Source organism: Promicromonospora sp. Populi, assembly GCF_041081105.1.
Taxonomy (GTDB): Bacteria; Actinomycetota; Actinomycetes; order Actinomycetales; family Cellulomonadaceae; genus Promicromonospora.
In genome coordinates, this window is record NZ_CP163528.1 from 4,441,328 (window position 1) to 4,457,710 (window position 16,383).

The 16,383-nt window shown below is 70.3% G+C and carries 16 protein-coding genes; 10 read left to right on the forward strand and 6 right to left on the reverse strand.

Annotation, left to right across the window (positions count from 1 at the left end; translation table 11 throughout):
- Positions 1–616: 616 nt before the first annotated feature.
- The 3 genes from tsaB (at position 617) to AB1046_RS20125 (ending at position 2,926) form a co-directional block, all read left to right on the forward strand.
- Complete coding sequence (tsaB, locus tag AB1046_RS20115) at positions 617–1,381, forward strand: tRNA (adenosine(37)-N6)-threonylcarbamoyltransferase complex dimerization subunit type 1 TsaB (protein WP_369371049.1); 765 nt, start codon at positions 617–619, stop codon at positions 1,379–1,381.
- On the forward strand, positions 1,378–1,917 hold the full coding sequence (gene rimI / locus AB1046_RS20120) for a ribosomal protein S18-alanine N-acetyltransferase (protein WP_369371050.1): 540 nt from the start codon (positions 1,378–1,380) through the stop codon (positions 1,915–1,917). Before tsaB ends, rimI begins: the two co-directional genes overlap by 4 nt.
- A gap of 118 nt (positions 1,918–2,035) precedes the next feature.
- On the forward strand, positions 2,036–2,926 hold the full coding sequence (locus AB1046_RS20125; protein ID WP_369371051.1) for a sulfurtransferase: 891 nt from the start codon (positions 2,036–2,038) through the stop codon (positions 2,924–2,926).
- Between the two features lie 37 nt (positions 2,927–2,963).
- Here the strand turns inward: AB1046_RS20125 and tsaD are convergent, their stop codons facing one another.
- Positions 2,964–4,007 (reverse strand): tRNA (adenosine(37)-N6)-threonylcarbamoyltransferase complex transferase subunit TsaD, encoded by a 1,044-nt coding sequence (tsaD, locus tag AB1046_RS20130; RefSeq protein ID WP_369371052.1) that lies wholly within the window; start codon positions 4,005–4,007, stop codon positions 2,964–2,966.
- A 112-nt stretch (positions 4,008–4,119) separates the two neighbouring features.
- Between tsaD and AB1046_RS20135 the strand changes: the two genes are divergently transcribed.
- Complete coding sequence (locus tag AB1046_RS20135; protein WP_369371053.1) at positions 4,120–4,734, forward strand: malonic semialdehyde reductase; 615 nt, start codon at positions 4,120–4,122, stop codon at positions 4,732–4,734.
- 77 nt (positions 4,735–4,811) lie between these two features.
- Here AB1046_RS20135 and AB1046_RS20140 read toward each other — a convergent pair whose 3' ends face one another.
- On the reverse strand, positions 4,812–5,972 hold the full coding sequence (locus AB1046_RS20140; RefSeq protein ID WP_369371054.1) for a glutamate--cysteine ligase: 1,161 nt from the start codon (positions 5,970–5,972) through the stop codon (positions 4,812–4,814).
- Positions 5,969–7,237: an SAM-dependent methyltransferase gene (locus AB1046_RS20145; protein ID WP_369371055.1), complete on the reverse strand. Its 1,269-nt coding sequence runs from the start codon at positions 7,235–7,237 to the stop codon at positions 5,969–5,971. The genes AB1046_RS20140 and AB1046_RS20145 overlap by 4 nt, the downstream gene beginning before the upstream one ends.
- Before the next feature lie 335 nt (positions 7,238–7,572).
- Here AB1046_RS20145 and groES point away from each other — a divergent pair, with 335 nt between their 5' ends.
- Positions 7,573–7,869, forward strand: coding sequence for a co-chaperone GroES (gene groES, locus AB1046_RS20150; RefSeq protein WP_369371056.1), 297 nt, complete (start codon positions 7,573–7,575; stop codon positions 7,867–7,869).
- A 124-nt stretch (positions 7,870–7,993) separates the two neighbouring features.
- Here the strand turns inward: groES and AB1046_RS20155 are convergent, their stop codons facing one another.
- The gene (locus AB1046_RS20155) at positions 7,994–8,281 is read right to left on the reverse strand and encodes a WhiB family transcriptional regulator (RefSeq protein ID WP_369371057.1); all 288 of its coding nucleotides are present in this window, start codon (positions 8,279–8,281) and stop codon (positions 7,994–7,996) included.
- Positions 8,282–8,472: 191 nt separating this feature from the next.
- On the opposite strand from AB1046_RS20155, the gene AB1046_RS20160 reads away from it, so the two are divergent.
- Together AB1046_RS20160 and guaB are read left to right on the forward strand one after the other, a co-directional pair.
- Positions 8,473–9,699, forward strand: a complete 1,227-nt coding sequence (locus AB1046_RS20160; protein WP_369371058.1) for a MerR family transcriptional regulator — start codon at positions 8,473–8,475, stop codon at positions 9,697–9,699.
- 67 nt (positions 9,700–9,766) lie between these two features.
- Positions 9,767–11,281: an IMP dehydrogenase gene (gene guaB / locus AB1046_RS20165; protein ID WP_369371059.1), complete on the forward strand. Its 1,515-nt coding sequence runs from the start codon at positions 9,767–9,769 to the stop codon at positions 11,279–11,281.
- Positions 11,282–11,284: 3 nt separating this feature from the next.
- Here guaB and AB1046_RS20170 read toward each other — a convergent pair whose 3' ends face one another.
- Positions 11,285–12,898 carry an FAD-dependent oxidoreductase gene (locus AB1046_RS20170; protein ID WP_369371060.1) on the reverse strand — a complete coding sequence of 538 codons (1,614 nt, stop codon included), beginning with the start codon at positions 12,896–12,898 and terminating at the stop codon, positions 11,285–11,287.
- A gap of 308 nt (positions 12,899–13,206) precedes the next feature.
- Between AB1046_RS20170 and AB1046_RS20175 the strand changes: the two genes are divergently transcribed.
- Positions 13,207–13,845 (forward strand): Rid family hydrolase, encoded by a 639-nt coding sequence (locus AB1046_RS20175; RefSeq protein WP_369371061.1) that lies wholly within the window; start codon positions 13,207–13,209, stop codon positions 13,843–13,845.
- A 13-nt stretch (positions 13,846–13,858) separates the two neighbouring features.
- On the opposite strand, the gene AB1046_RS20180 is transcribed toward AB1046_RS20175, so the two are convergent.
- Entirely contained in the window at positions 13,859–14,581 is a 723-nt protein-coding gene (locus AB1046_RS20180) for an exonuclease domain-containing protein (protein ID WP_369371062.1), read from the reverse strand.
- Between the two features lie 183 nt (positions 14,582–14,764).
- Here AB1046_RS20180 and AB1046_RS20185 point away from each other — a divergent pair, with 183 nt between their 5' ends.
- Both AB1046_RS20185 and AB1046_RS20190 read left to right on the forward strand, forming a co-directional pair.
- Positions 14,765–15,889, forward strand: a complete 1,125-nt coding sequence (locus AB1046_RS20185) for a GuaB3 family IMP dehydrogenase-related protein (protein ID WP_369371063.1) — start codon at positions 14,765–14,767, stop codon at positions 15,887–15,889.
- Entirely contained in the window at positions 15,886–16,365 is a 480-nt protein-coding gene (locus AB1046_RS20190) for a GNAT family acetyltransferase (RefSeq protein WP_369371064.1), read from the forward strand. Before AB1046_RS20185 ends, AB1046_RS20190 begins: the two co-directional genes overlap by 4 nt.
- The last annotated feature ends 18 nt before the right edge of the window (positions 16,366–16,383 follow it).

Genomic DNA, 16,383 nt, shown 5'->3' on the forward strand with positions numbered 1-16,383 from the left:
GTCAATCTTATCCGTAAGAACGGTGTCACTTACGTCGAGCTTCGAGGGTCGGCGTCCTTTGGCGTCGGGACTTGGGGTCGCAGTGGGGTTGTACCATGAAGATATTGCGCACAGATTCAACGGGAGAGTTGGAGTTATCTGGAAATCGCTCCGAATTGTTATCGGTGGTTGACCTGCTCCGGAGTGCGGGTGCGCTTAACCTCACGAGAGATTCGAACCCCTTCCCATATAGCAGGTCACTGCTGAGGATTGAAGTTCGGAGGTCGCACGGAAAGGTCATAATTCGTTTCTCCGAAGGTGATGTGCTGGAAGTTGGCGGTCGATCGGATTCTCTGTCGCTTCTGGCTGAGAATATCGAGGGATTTGCGACGTCTGCAGATGGTTATAGCCATCTGCATGTGGATTACTTTCCGGGCCATGACTATCTTGATGAGGCATCGGGATCGCTGGTAGTCGAGATCGACGACACCGAGACGTAGACGCCGAAGGCGTCGGGCTGGATCTACCTCAAGCGCGAATCGCGGCTCGTCATCGGCGTGCCCCTGTCAGCAGCGGGAGCGCCGTGCAGCACGAACGCGTTCCAGACGGCGCCCCCGGTCAGTAATAGGCTGGCCACGTGGCCGTTCTTGCTCTTGATACCTCAGCTGCCGTCGCCGTCTCGCTCGTCGACGAGGACGGCGCGCGCCTCGCGTCCCGCACCTCCGACGAGCGCCGCCGGCACGCCGAGTCGCTCGCGCCCCTGATCAACGAGGTCCTCGCCGAGGCGGGGATCGAGCGCAGCGCGCTGACCTCCGTCGTCGCGGGTACTGGACCTGCCCCGTTCACGGGGCTGCGCGTCGGGCTGGTGACGGCACGCACGCTTGCTCTTGCGCTCGGCATCCCCGTGCTGGGCGTGCCCAGCCTCGACGCGCTGGCCGTGCAGGCCGTCAGCGACCTTGGTCTCCGGCCCGGAGCCGAGATCCTCGCGACCTCCGACGCCCGCCGCAAGGAGGTCTACTGGGCGCGCTACCGCGTGATCGCGCACGAGGGACCGCACGGCGTGGGAGTCGTGGAGCGGCTGGCCGGGCCTGACGTGGACCGGGCCGGGTTCGTCGCGCAGGCCCAGCTCGCGCCGCCCGGTGAGGGGGACGGCCCGCTGCCCGTGGTGATCGGTGAGGGCGCGATGCTTTACCCGGAGTTCCTTCCCGTGGCCGACGACGCCCCCCTGGTTCCCGACGCGACCGTACTGGCCCGGCTGGCTCTCGTGCGCCGCGCCGCTGGCGAGGAGCAGCCGTCCGAGCCCCTGTACCTGCGGCGTCCGGACGTGCACGAGCCGGCGCGGGCGTCGACCAGCTCGGCCGCCGCTGCTGCCACCGCTCCTGCCACTGGAGATGTCGCATGATCACCGAGGTACGGCTCCGCCCGCTGCGCAATGCCGACTTCGACCGCGTGCTGGAGCTGGAGCGCCTGCTGTTCGGCCGCGGCGCTTGGTCGTACGGGATGCTCGCCGACGAGCTCGCCGGGCTCGGCCGCTGGTACATCGTGGCGGAGCCGGAGCGGCTCGACCGCGCGGGAGACCAGCCCGTCGTCGGCTACGCGGGTCTGTGGTTCGACGGCGATGTCACGCAGGTCATGACCATCGGCGTGGACCCCGCGGTCCAGCGGCACGGTGTGGGCCGGCAGCTCCTGACCGCGCTCATCGAGCGGTCCCGCAAGCTCAAGGCCGGGGCGGTGCTGCTGGAGGTGCGGGTCGACAACACGCCCGCCATCGAGATGTACCGGGACTTCGGCTTCGAGATCCTCGGCGTCCGCAAGCGCTACTACCAGCCCGAGGACAAGGACGCGTACACGATGCGCCTGGACCTGTCCGTGGCGGCGCACGACACGGCGGACGCCCCGACGGACGTCTCGGATGACACGGCGGGGGACGCCGCATGAGGTTGTCGTCGACACTACCCATCCGAACCTGCTAAACGTACTAATCCGAGGCTTGGATTAGTACGTTTAGCGACCGTGGACATAGCGATTGGCGTTCGACGATGAGGGGTACCGCAACATGAGGGAACGTGTTCTGGTCGACGCCGCCACGCTGGCCGCCGACCTCCAGATCGGCGGGGGAACAGATCCTGTCGAGGGCGAGCCGCTCGTGCTCGACGTGCGTTGGGCGCTCGGGATGGCCGACGGTCACGACCAGTACCGCGCCGGCCACGTGCCGGGCGCCGTCTACGTGGACCTGGAGAGCGAGCTCGCCGCGCACGGGTCGCCCGCGGAGGGGCGGCATCCCCTGCCGTCGGCGTCGGCGTTCCAGGAGGCCGCGCGCCGCTGGGGTGTCTCGGCGGGCTCGCGCGTAGTGGTCTACGACTCGGTCGGCGGCACGTCCGCCGCCCGCGCCTGGTGGCTCCTGCGGTACTTCGGCGTCGGCGACGTGCGGATTCTCGACGGCGGCCTCTCCGCCTGGACCGCTCAGGGCCGCGCCCTCGAACCGGGTGACGTGACGGCAGAGCCGGGCGACGTCGTCGTGCGACCGGGCGGGATGCCCGTGCTGGACGCGGACGAGGCGGCGGCCCTGGCCGACGGCGACGGCGTGCTCCTGGACGCGCGCGCCGCGGAGCGGTACCGCGGCGAGGTGGAGCCCGTGGACCCGCAGGCGGGACACATCCCCGGCGCGACCAGCGCGCCGACCACCGAGAACCTGGGCGCCGACGGCCGGTTCCGCTCGACCGGGGACCTGAAGCGGCGGTTCGGCGATCTGGGGGTGTCGACGGGTTCGGCCGGCTCGGGCGCAGACGGCGCCGGCGCGGCGGTCGGCGTCTACTGCGGGTCAGGTGTCACGGCGTCGCACGAGGTGGCAGCGCTCGCGATAGTCGGCGTCGACGCGGCGCTGTACCCGGGTTCGTGGTCACAGTGGTCGAACGACCCGGCACGCGAGGTAGCGGTCGGGGCGTGACCGCCGCCGAGCGGTACTGACCCGCTGGCTGAGCGGATCAGACCGTGATCGTCGTGAGCGGCATCGACGAGTCCACCGGGATGTCCAGGTCGCTCGGGGCAACCCCGGCGCGGATGACGGCGGAGCCCAGCGCCGCGATCATCGCGCCGTTGTCGGTGCAGAAGCGGATCGGCGGGATGCGTAGCTCGATCCCGGCCTCGGCGCAGCGCTTCGCGGCCATCTCGCGCAGCTGGCTGTTTGCGGAGAACCCGCCGCCGATGACCAGGGTCTCGACGTCGTGCCGGTGGCAGGCGGCGATGGTCTTGGCGGTGAGCACATCGGCGACGGCCTCCGCGAACGAGGCGGCGACGTCGTGCACCGGGATCTCCTGCCCGACGTCGGTACGGGCCTCGACCCAGCGCGCCACCGCCGTCTTGAGGCCGGAGAAGGAGAAGTCGTAGGCGTGCTTCGCCTGGTCCTTCGCGGCCGTGAGGCCGCGCGGGAAGCGGATGGCCGTGGGGTCGCCCTCACGCGCGAGCCGGTCGATGTGCGGGCCGCCCGGGTAGGGGAGGCCGAGCAGGCGGCCGACCTTGTCGAAGGCCTCGCCGGCGGCGTCGTCCAGGGTGGAGCCGAGCTCCGTGACGTTGGTCGCGATGTCGTCCACCAGCAGCAACGAGCTGTGGCCGCCGCTCACCACGAGCGCCATCGCCCGCTCCGGGAGGGGGCCGTCCACGAGCTGGTCCACGCACGCGTGGCCGATCACGTGGTTCACGCCGTACAGCGGCTTGTTCAGGCCGATGGACAGGGCCTTCGCCGCGGACGCGCCGATCGTGAGCGGCCCAACGAGGCCGGGGCCGGCGGTGACGGCAATGGCGTCGATGTCGGACAGATCGACATCGGCCTCACCGAGCGCCTTCTGGATGGTGGGGACCATAGCCTCGAGGTGGGCCCGGCTCGCGACCTCGGGAATGATGCCGCCGTAGCGGGCGTGTTCCTCCATCGAGCTGGCGACGGCGTCGACCAGCAGGTCGTTTCCGCGGACCAGCGCGACGCCGGTCTCGTCGCAGGAGGTCTCGATGCCGAGCACCAGGGGTTCTGCCATGTGCTCAAGCCTATGTCGTTCTTGCCGGTGGGCCGCTTTGGTGACAGAGGCTGTGTCCTGCTTCATAGTTGAATGCAGAACTATTGCCAGGGGCAACCGCGTTGACGCCGACATGACTGAGACTCTTGAGGCACCTGGCCTCGCTATCGATGACGCGACCGCCGACCGTCTGTTCCGCACGGCGCGCACCGTGACGACCTTCGCCGAGTCCGACGTGACCGACGAGCAGCTCGCCGCCGTCTACGACCTCATCAAGTGGGGCCCCACCCAGATGAACGTGAGCCCGCTGCGCGTGCTGGTCGTGCGCACGCCGGAGGCCCGCGCGCGTCTCGTCGCCCACATGCCCGAGGGGAACCAGGAGCGCGTTACGAACGCGCCCGTCACCCTCGTGCTCGCGTACGACCCCGAGTTCCACGAGCGCCTCGACGTGCTGATCCCGCACATGCCGGGCGCGCGCGAGATCTTCGCGGGTGACGCCGACGTGCGCGCCGACGTCGCGCGCAAGAGCGCCCTGCTGCAGGCCGGCTACCTGATCGTGGGCCTGCGGGCCGCCGGTCTCTCGGCCGGGCCGATGAACGGGCTCTACGACGGGATCGACGCCGAGTTCTTCGCGGAGAACGGCTGGAAGGGCCTCCTCGTCGTCAACGTCAGCTCGGCCGAGGGCGCCGACACCACCCGCCCGCGCGCCCCGCGGCTGAGCTTCGAGGACGCCGCGCAGATCGTCTGACGCCGCCGAGGTTGTGGGCGCGATCGTTGCGCGCATATGCCCGTTCCAGGCGCAACGATCACGCCCACAACCTGCGGTCAGGAGGGGAGCGGGCGGCCCGTGCGCATCTCGTTGATCATGGCGCGCACCACGGGCACCAGGTCGCCGTCGTGCGCCGCGGCCACCGCCTGCTGCCGCTGGTAGGGGGCCCCGCCACGCAGGATGTCGCGCACCCCGGCCAGCTCCTCGGCGCAGCCGAGGCGCTGGGCCACCGGTTCGAGCTCGATCAGGAGCTTGCCGACCTGGTCGGCGAGCAGCCCCTGGCTGCCCTGGGCGTCGAGGATCACCGTGGCGTCCAGGCCGTACCGCGCCGCGCGGAACTTGTTCTCCTCGTGGAACCACGACGGCAGCACCGTCAGCTCCCGGCCCTCGTCGAGCTGGGTCGACAGGTGCTCGACCAGGCACTGCACGAGCGCCCCCAGCGCCAGGGCCTCCGTCAGGTTGGTCGGGGCGTCGCACACCCGGACCTCGAGCGTGCCGAACCGCGGCGACGGGCGTACGTCCCAGTGGATCTCGCTGAACGCCTCGACCGCTCCGACCTCGACCATGTCGCCCGCGTAGGCCTCCAGGTCGGCCCACGTCTCGAAGGCGATGGGCAGGCCGGCGCTCGGGAGCTGCTGGAACAGCATGGCCCGGTTCGAGGCGTACCCCGTGTTCTCGCCCGCCCAGTACGGCGACCCGGCCGACAGGGCCTGCAGGTGCGGGAAGTAGCTCAGCAGCCCCCGCATCAGCGGCAGGGCCTTGTCCCGGTGCTCCACCCCGACGTGGACGTGCAGGCCCCAGATGAGCAGCTGCGCACCCCAGACCTTTGTCCGGTCCAGGATGCGGGCGTACCGCTCGTTGTCGGTGAGCTCCTGGTCGTCGGCGCGTGCGAACGGATGCGTGCCACCGCCCATCAGCTCGATGCCCAGGGGCTCTGTCACGGTGCGCAGGCGGTCCATGGTGCGCGTGAGGTCGGCTCCGGCATCGGCCACCGTGCGGCAGACGCCGGTGACCATCTCGACTGTGTTCTTCATGAACTCGCCGGTGACGTGCGAGCCGCCCTGCGCCTGGAGCGGGCTGCGCTCCAGCGCCTCGAGCACCTGCGGGGCGGTCTGGGTCAGCTCGCCGGTCGCGGGGTCGACGAGCGCGACCTCCCACTCGAGACCCACCGTCGAACGCGGAGACGCGCCGAAGCCGAGCTGCACCGGCGTGCTCATACGGATCCCAGGGGTTCGACGAAGAGCACCTTTTGGTCGCCTGCTACGCGTGTGAGCACGATCGTCGCCTCCTCGGTCCCGGTGAGCACCAGCTGCTTGCGAAGTTGTTCGGGTACCACCGCGGTGCCTCGCTTCTTGATAGTGATCCGCCCGACGTCGCGGTCGCGGAGGTACGCCTTGAGCCGCTTCAGGCTGAACGGCATCGTGTCGAGCACCCGGTAGCCGGTGGCGATCGGGGCCGGGGCGCCGGCCGCCTCCGTGGGCCGGGCCGACGGCAGGTCGGCGAGGTCGTCGGTCGTGATGTAGGCGATGGTCGGGTCGACCAGGCGTCCGCCCAGCTCGGCGGCGGCCTGGGCGACGAGCCCGGCGCGGATGACCGCGCCGTCGGGCTCGTAGAGATACTGCCCGACGGCGCCGACGTCCGGCGCGGTCTCGTCCCCCCGGACGGTGCGGCTGAGCGTGTGCTCCTTGCCGTCGTCGTCCGTGAACGTGCGCAGCACGAGTGCCGAGCGTCCAGGACCGTCGGGCGCGAGCGGGCCGAACCAGAGCCCGGCCTCGACCACGTCGCCGTTTACCGAGACCCACTGCGTCTCGGCGTCGTCGGGCAGCCCGTCGTGCGCGATGCCCGGGCCCACCTTGATGCCGATGGCGGCAACCGTCTCGCGCAGCGCCCAGACGGCGTCGAGCGGCGGTTCGTAGGCGCGCGGGTCGAAGACGCGGCGGCTGCGGGCGCCGGCGCCGCCCCCGACCCGGCGGGCCGGGTCGGCATAGACGCCCTCGACGCCCTCGGCCCGTAGGTCGAGCTTGAGGCCGTCGGCATGGCGGACGTCCGCCTCGGGGAAGTGGCGGAGGTTCCACTGCGCGATGGCGGCGGTGCACTCGTCCAGGTCGGTGGCGACCACGCGGAGCCCGGTCCCGGCGAACGCGAGGGAGTCGGCGCCGATGCCGCAGGTGAGGTCGGCGAGCGCGGTGACGCCCGCGTCGAGGTAACGGCGGGCGTGCAGCGCCGCCACCACGAGCCGCGTGGCCTGCTCCAGGCCGTCCGCGGTGAAGAGCATGCCGTCCGCGAAGTCGCCGAACTTGGCCCGCGCCCGGGCACGCAGCCGGGACTGGGTCACCACCGCTGCGGCAAGATCTGATGCGACGCCCTTGGTACGCAGGGTCGTGACGGTCTTCATGGCGTGTCGCTCGTCATAGGGCGGGAGAGCGCCTAGCAGGGCCCAGCCGTCGGGGCTGAGCAGTTTGCTCAGAATCGCCGCATCCATGGGAAGATCTTTCCACGTTTGTCCTGGTCATGACGAGTGACGCGACACACCTTTTGGTAGAGATGGCGAGATTTCGGTGTGCGGTTCGCGCGGCGGTCGCTCGGCCTGTGACATGGTCCCCACCATTGGCACTCGCCTTGACCGAGTGCTAGCGCCGACCTAGATTTGGGGGTGTTCGCCGCTGTGGCATCCCGGATCTCCGGGTGCGCGGCGGAGGACCCAGACGTTCGTGCCCGCCGGCACCCGCGACGACGGCGGACGGTCGAACGTTCGAGCCACTTCAAGTCAACCAAGCAGCTGATCTCTCGATCCGCTCATGAAAGAGGAGGTCCGACGTGTCGGTCCCCATCAAGCCGCTCGAGGACCGGATCGTCGTCAAGGCTCTCGAAGCCGAGACCACGACCGCTTCCGGCCTGGTCATCCCGGACACCGCCAAGGAGAAGCCCCAGGAGGGCGAGGTTCTGGCCGTTGGCCAGGGCCGCATCGACGACAACGGCAACCGTGTGCCGCTGGACGTCACCGTCGGTGACAAGGTGATCTACTCCAAGTACGGCGGCACCGAGGTCAAGTACGCGGGTGAGGACTACCTGATCCTCTCGGCCCGCGACATCCTCGCCGTGGTCGTGAGCTGACCTCAGCTCACGCCGGACAGTAGGACGAGGGCCCCGCACCATCTGGTGCGGGGCCCTCGTTGTTCGGTCCAGAGATTGTTCAGACTTGTTCAGGCTTCGGGTTGACTAGGCCTCGGGTTCTTGACTAGGCAGAGACGGACTTGCCGGCCAGGATCGCCGAGCGCTCGTCCTCGCTGAGCCCGCCCCACACGCCGTACGGCTCACGGACGCGGAGCGACTGCTCACGGCACTGCATCATCACAGGGCAGGAGCGGCAGATCGCCTTCGCGGCCTCGGCTCGCCTGCGTCGGGTTGATCCACGCTCACCTTCGGGGTGGAAGAACAGTGTGTCGTCTGCGTCGCGGCACGTGCCCTGGTACTGCCATTCCCACAGCTCCATCACCGGACCGGGAAGCCTTGAGATCTCCGTCATGTCGAACAACCTACAAGTTGTGCAGAAGTTGTTCAAGGGGCAGTTTTCTCCGATGCGGCGCGAATCGGGTCGGCGGCAAGCGCGTCAGGCCTGACCGGATTTGTTCCACTGTGAGGTGAAAACGACCGAGATCGGCGGCACGCCGGGTTTCGCAGTGGCGCGGAGAGGGCCAGGTCGGCAGAATCAAGACCATGACATCTCCGCGGCCTGCCCAAAGCTCGGGCGGGTCACGTACTTCGAGCCCCGGACTGGCCGTCGCTGCGGTGGCCAAACGCCTCGGGGTGGCTCCCGCCACCCTGCGCACCTGGGACCGCCGCTACGGACTCGGCCCATCGGGCCGTACAGCTGGATCGCACCGCCGTTACACGCCGGACGACGTAGCCCGGCTGCTCGTGATGCGCCGGCTCACCCTGGAGGGTGTCGCGCCCGTGGACGCCGCCCGGGCAGCGGTCGAGGCCGGGGACGCGGAGCTCCAGGACGCCGCCAGGTCCGCCCTGGCGCTGCCCACGGTGCGAGTGCAGGGCGAGCCGGAACTTGAGGAGCCCGAGTTCGAGGAGAAGTTCCTCGGCACCGTCGAGGCCCCCGGGTCCGAAGGGGCACCGGTCGGCTCGGGGCAGAACGGCCGCACAGCTCCGGCGTCGGGCAGCGAGAGCACTGAGGAGCCGCGCGGGCGGGCGCGCCTGCGCGCCCTGCCCGGCGGGGCGGCAGGCGGAGACGCCCCGTCCGCGACCGGGTCGCGGACGGCATCGTCCCCCGCGCCGACGTCGGGCCGGGTGTCCGCACTGGTCGACGCCGCCCTGGCCTACAGCCGGACCGCCTGCGACAACCTGCTCGTGCTGGGTCCCGACGGCGACCCGGCCACCTGGTGGACCGAGCTCGTGGAGCCGGCCTGGCTGCGGCTGTCCGAGCGCACCGTCCTCGCCGGGCCTGGCGAGATGCCCGAGGTGGTGCTCGCGACCTCCGCCCTGCGCGCGCTGCGCAACTACACCGAGGAGTTCGAGCGGGTGATGGTCGAGGCGGGCGGCCCACCGGCCAACCACCCGAGCCGGATGCGCAAGATCGTCCTGGTGTTCGCTGCTCCCGACGAGGTGGTGCCGCTGTCCGCGCACGCGCTCGCCGCGGCGCTGGCGGCGCAGGGTTCGATGGCGCGGATCGTCACGGGTCCCGCGAGCACCCACCGCTCGGTCGAGCTGGTCACCATGGTCCGCCCGACGGCGGTGGTGCTGGCCACGACGCAGAACAAGCCGGACCTCGACGTCGTGCACGCGGTGAACGAGAGCTATCCGGACCTGCCGATCTTCGTGGGGCTGCGGGCCGATGCGGCGGCGACGGAGCTGCCGTTCGGGCCCAAGGTGCAGCGGGTGCGCTCGTTCACCGGGCTGCTGCACGAGGTGCTGGCCGTCATCAAGGCGAGGTGACACACGCCTCGGTCGGGCATCACTGCCCGGCCAGGATCTGGGGTGGCGCGGGCCGTAGACTTGGCGCATGACGGACCAGACCTCGCCGGCCGACCCGTTCGGCTTCCTCGGGCTCACCTATGACGACGTCCTGCTGCTGCCGGGTTACTCCGACCTTGCGCCGTCGGACATCGACACGACGTCTCGCCTGACGCGCGAGATCTCGCTCAAGATCCCGCTGCTGTCCGCGGCGATGGACACGGTCACCGAGTCGGCGATGGCCATCGCCATGGCGCGCCAGGGTGGCCTCGGGGTGCTGCACCGCAACCTCTCCATCGAGGACCAGGCCTACCAGGTCGACCTGGTGAAGCGGACGCAGACCGGCATCATCACGAACCCCGTCACGATCGGCCCGGACGCCACGCTCGAGGAGCTCGACACCCTCGCTGGCCAGTTCCGGATCTCCGGGTTCCCGGTGGTCGACCTCGAGAACAAGCTCATCGGCATGGTCACCAACCGCGACCTGCGCTTCACGCCCGTCGCCGAGTGGGCCACCACCAAGGTGGACGAGGTCATGACGCCGCAGCCGCTGATCACCGGCCCGGCCGGCATCTCGCGCGCCGACGCCACGCTGCTGCTGCGCAAGCACAAGCTGGAGCGGCTCCCGCTGATCGACAACGACGGCCGCATCACCGGCCTCATCACGGTCAAGGACTTCGTCAAGTCCGAGCAGTTCCCCGACTCGTCGAAGGATGGCCAGGGGCGCCTCATGGTCGGCGCGGCGATCGGCTACTTCGGCGATGCGTGGCAGCGCGCGACCGCGCTGATCGACGCCGGCGTGGACGTGCTCGTCGCCGACACCGCGCACGGCAACGTCCGGATGCTGATCGACATGGTCAAGCGGCTCAAGACCGACCCGGCCACCAAGGACGTCCAGGTGATCGGCGGCAACGTCGCCACCCGCCAGGGCGCGCAGGCGTTCGTCGACGCCGGGGCCGACGCCGTGAAGGTCGGCGTGGGGCCGGGCTCCATCTGCACCACCCGCGTCGTCACCGGCGTCGGCGTACCGCAGATCACCGCCGTCTACGAGGCCTCGCTGGCCTGCAAGCCGGCCGGTGTGCCCGTCATCGCCGACGGCGGCCTCAAGTACTCCGGCGAGATCGGCAAGGCCCTCGTGGCCGGCGCCGACACCGTGATGCTGGGCTCGCTGTTCGCGGGCTGCGAGGAGACGCCGGGCGACCTGGTGCTCGTCAACGGCAAGCAGTTCAAGTCGTACCGCGGCATGGGCTCGATGGGCGCCATGTCCTCGCGCGGCAAGAAGTCCTACTCCAAGGACCGGTACTTCCAGGCCGAGGTAACGAACGACGACAAGATCGTGCCCGAGGGCATCGAGGGCCAGGTCGCCTACAAGGGGCCGCTGTCCACCGTGGCGCACCAGCTTGTCGGCGGCCTGCACCAGACCATGTTCTACACCGGCGCCCGCACCATCCCGGAGCTGCAGACCGAGGGCCGGTTCATCCGCATCACGTCGGCGTCGCTCAAGGAGAGCCACCCGCACGACGTGCAGATGACCGTCGAGTCGCCGAACTACAAGGGCTTCTGACCGTCAGCTCGACATGACGCGCTCGTGCAGGGTCTGGACCGCGTACCGGGCGGACCAGAAGGCGCCGTGCTGCCATGCGGAGACCTCGGACATCCAGTCGCCCGCGAAGTACACGTTGCCCGCCCCCTGCTGCAACAGCCGGAAGCCGGACGAGCTGGTATCCGGAAAGGCCCAGCCACCCTCGATGTAGGGCACCTTGTGCCAGGCGATCGAGAACGAGCTTTCCAGCTCGGTGCGGTACTTCGCCCCGTGAATCTTCACGCCCTGCTCGACGGCGCGCAGCTCGCGCTGCTTCGGGGCCAGGTCGGCGTACGCGGCGGCGTTGGCGCCGGTGTTGTAGTAACCGACGATCAGCCCCTTCCGCTCGCCGTACCCGTAGGACGGGTACCAGAGGTGGGCGAGGTCCATGTCGGTCTCCGTGATGCCGCCGAAGATCCGGTGGTCGTCCTCCCAGAACCGCGACCGGTACTGCAGGCCGATCTTGCCGACGGGGGAGCGGACGGCGAACTCACCGAGCGCCGCGTCGATCGTCGGCCCCCAGTTGGTGTCCCACCCCCGCATGAGGCCGGCCGGCGCCGCGACCACCGCGAAGTCCGCCTCGATCTGGCGCGCCCTGCCGTTCGCAGGGGTGTAGGTGACCCTGACCCCGCTGCTGGTGTTCTCGACGCCGGTGACGGGCGACCTGAACTTCACGTTCTGCTCGCCAATGGCCCGGACGAAGTACTGGTAGGTCGTGTCCATGCCACCCTTCGGCTGGAACATGAGCATCGACTGCTCCCAGTTGATCTCGAACGGGAAGTACTGGCCCACCTTTGAGGCCAGCACCTGGGAGACCGTGCCGGGTCCGGGCAGGGGCGTGCCGTGCTCGTTCCACGCCGACGGATAGACCTCGAACCCGCGGTTGGGGCCGCCGGCATAGGTGCCGTCGGACCCGAGCGAGCCCCAGCTGCGCAGGTAGGTGCGCAGGTTGTCCTTGTCCTCCGCCGTCAGCTTCTGGTCCAGGGCGCCCTGGTCGGTGGCGTAGTGCAGCAGCTCGGACGTGTAACCGTGCACGTCCGCCTTGGCGGTGCGGTAGCGGACCGGGTTGCCCGGCGTCGCGCCGGACCGCTCGTTGTACACGTAGGCGTCGGCGTTCGCGTTCGTGAAGACCTCGTACGGCACGCCCAGCTCGCGGAGATAGTCCATGGTGACCATCCACTGCGCGATGCGGCCCGCGCCGGCATTCATGTAGATGCCGTCGGGGAACCGCGCGGTCTGCCGCACACCGTTGACGTCCGTCTCGGAGTCGCCGCCGCGGATCGTCAGTGTGCGCCCGCCGGGGCGGTGCCGAGCCTCGAGCACCGTTACCCGGTAGCCAGCCTTCTGCAGCTCGTAGGCCGTCGCGAGGCCCGCCGGGCCGGCGCCGACGACCACAACCTTCTTCGCGGAACGGCCGGTGAGCGTGAAGTCGCCGCTGCGCGGGGGCACCCAGGAATCGGCTCGCGGCTGGGCGGCGGCGGTCGGCGCCAGGCCCATGGCGCCCATCGTCGCGAACAAGACGCCCGCGCTGGACCCAGCGCCGACAGCCTGCAGGAAGTTTCGGCGGGAGACGCTGGTGGTGCTGTTCTCGGTGACCACGTTGGACTACCTCTCGTTGCGAAAGGCCTGACGGGCGGCGAGGTTCCCCTCCCGGAGTCCGGGAGCCGCCGTCAGCACCGCGCTGGACGCTATGGGGTGCAGGTCACCCGGAAGAGTCCCCGCGATTTCTGTCCAGTTGCCCGCGGTAACCATGTTGTTTCGGGCATTTTGTGTTCGCGGCGCGACCCGCAACGTTCATCCTCCGGAAACGCCCCCTGGCTAGCGTCACGCGGCACCCGGTGTCGACCCATGGGCGCACCGCGTCCGAGCGCCGTCGTGGCGCCCGGCCGGCCAGCAGGAGGAGCGTCATGAAGAACCGCACCAAGCTTGTCGTCGCCGTCGTCGTCACCGCAGCGGTCGCCGTGCCCGGCACCGCCTACGCCGCCTCAAGGGTCTTCAGGCCTAATCCCGACCGGGCCCACTCGTTCGTCACTGGGGACACCCCGCTCATCGCCGACGGTGTGGCCGTCGGCAAGAACGTCTCCTGGTACAAGTCCTCGGGCCTCGGCCCGGCCGCGAGCAACACCGCGCCCGGGGCGTCCGCGGAGGAGCGCTACATCCCGACCGACGTCTTCCCGGGTGGTGAGCTGTCCGACGGCGTGACCCTCACCGAGGCCCAGGGCATCAACGCCCTCACCCGCATCGGCGCGAACCTGGAGCGGGCCGGTCTGGACTACGACGACGTCATCTCCATGCGCGTGTTCCTGCAGAACCCCGACGGGGAGGAGGAGATGGACTTCGCCGGGTGGAACCGGGCCTACCGGCAGTTCTTCGCCAACACGAACCTGGCCACCGGGGACGTGCTCGACGTCCAGCTCGGGTCGGTGACCACCGAGCCGATGGTCGTCAACGAGGCGCGCCCGTCGCGCTTCGCCCTGGAGGTCGAGAACCTGCCGGTGGACGGATGGCTCGTCGAGGTCGAGGTCGACGCCGTGTACCGGCGCTGAGCCGGGCGGCCGGTCAGGCGCCGGCCGCGTGCAGCACCGGCCACGCACCGGACGCGCCGGGGCCGTCCAGCCCCTGCTCGCGGCGCCACTCGTTGAAGCTCACGGCCCACTGGCGGTGCGCGCCGATCTGCTGCTGGTGCAGGTCCGCCAGGGACATGCGTTCCAGCAGCGGGAACCGGCGGGCGAGCGCCTCCAGCACGTCGAGCGTCGCGAGCACGTCGACCTCGGCGGTGTGCAGGTCGCCGTCGGACACGACGCCGTACCACTGCGTCAGGTCGCCGAGGCGACGCTTGCCCGGGCGGTACCGGTCCAGCCAGCGGTCGATGACCAGCGGGTCCACCACCGGTTCCACCGGGCGGCCCAGGCGCTGCGGGAGGGTCTTGAGCCCGTGGCGCAGGAGCTCCGCGTCGAGGATGGAGAGGTCGAACGCCGCGTTGTAGGCGACCACGGGCACGCCATCGGCCAGCTGGGTGGCGAGCGCGGTAGCGATCTCCTCGAGGGCCTCCCGCGGCTGGACGCCGTGGGCGCGCGCATGCTCGGTGGAGATGCCGTGGATGGCCGCGGCCTCCTCGGGGATCTCCACACCCGGATCCATCAGCCAGGTGCGGACATCGGTACCCACACCGGGCGTGCGCAGCACGAGGGCTGCCGTGACGATCCGGTCGCCGGTGACGTCCACCCCTGTGGTCTCGGTGTCGAAGCCCAGCAGCGGCCTGTTGATCCAGGTCTCGTTCATGGTGTCCTCCCTGCTCGTCCGGGTTTTCTGTGCCTGCGTACCGCGATGTGCACCACGGCAGGTACGGCCCCCGGTGCGTCCACGGAGAACCTTGCCACCGGTATCTGACACTCCCGTCCGACCCGCCGGGACGCATCACCGGATGCGGCGCGCTGTGTCAGGTCCGATGGGTAGGCTTGGCGGGTGAGCAACGAGATCGAGATCGGACGCGGCAAGCGCGGGCGGCGCGCCTATTCCTTCGACGACATCGCGGTGGTGCCTTCCCGGCGCACGCGCGACCCGAAGGACGTCTCGGTCGGCTGGCAGATCGACGCGTACCACTTCGACCTGCCGATCGTCGCGGCTCCGATGGACTCCGTGATGAGCCCGGACAGCGCCGTCGCGCTGGGCCGGTTCGGCGGACTCGGCGTGCTCGACCTCGAAGGCTTGTGGACCCGCTACGAGTCGCCCGAGCCGCTGCTCGCCGAGATCGCGGCGCTGCCCGCCGGCGAGGTGACGCACCGCATGCAGGCGATCTACTCCGAGCCCATCAAGCCCGAGCTGATCACGCAGCGGCTCAAGGAGATCCGGGCCGCTGGCGTGACGGTCGCGGGTGCGCTCACCCCGCAGCGCACGCAGGAGTTCTACAAGACGGTGGTCAACGCCGGCGTCGACCTGTTCGTCATCCGCGGCACCACGGTCTCGGCCGAGCACGTCTCGGGCAATGCCGAGCCGCTCAACCTCAAGCGGTTCATCTACGAGCTGGACGTCCCGGTCGTCGTCGGCGGCGCCTCGACGTACACCGCCGCGCTGCACCTGATGCGCACGGGCGCGGCGGGCGTGCTGGTCGGGTTCGGCGGCGGTGCCGCCCACACCACGCGGGTCAGCCTCGGCATCCACGCGCCCATGGCCACCTCGGTGGCCGACGTCGCCGCGGCCCGCCGCGATTACCTCGACGAGTCCGGCGGCCGCTACGTGCACGTCATCGCCGACGGCGGCGTGGGCCACTCCGGCGACATCGTCAAGGCGGTGGCCTGCGGCGCGGACGCCGTCATGCTCGGCGCCGCGCTCGCGCGCGCCGGCGAGGCGCCCGGCCAGGGCTTTCACTGGGGTCCCGAGGCGCACCACCCGCAGCTGCCGCGCGGCGAGCGCGTCGCGGTGGGTTCGGTGGGCACGCTCGAGGAGATCCTCTTCGGGCCCGGCAAGCAGGCCGACGGCACGCTGAACCTCGTGGGTGCCCTCCGGCGCGCCATGGCCACGACCGGCTACTCCGACCTCAAGGAGTTCCAGCGGGTCGAGGTTGTCGTGTCGCCGTACCAACCACGGTGAGCGCGACGACCGGCGGCAAGCCGCTCGCCCCCGTCCTCGCCGCGGCCCCCGCGGCCGACGGTGAGTTCGTCGAGATCACCGATGCCGACGTCGACCAGGTCGTCGAGCTGTGGCGGGCCTGCGGGCTGACCCGGCCGTGGAACGACCCGCACCTCGATATCACCGACGCCCGAGCGGGCGACACGTCGACCATCCTGGTCGCGCGCGCCGACGGCCGGGTGACCGCTTCCGCGATGGCCGGCCACGACGGGCACCGCGGCTGGCTCTACTACGTGGCCGTAGCGCCCGAGCTGCGGAGCACTGGCCTGGGCCGGGCGGCCGTCGTCGCCGCGGAGGCCTGGCTGGTCGCGCGCGGCGCACGCAAGATCCAGCTCATGGTGCGGACCGCCAACACGGACGTGCTCAGCTTCTACGAGCGACTGGGCTACGCCGACCAGGAGTGCACGGTGCTCGGGCGTTGGGTCGAGTCCGACTGAGGTGCTCCGCTGGGTGCT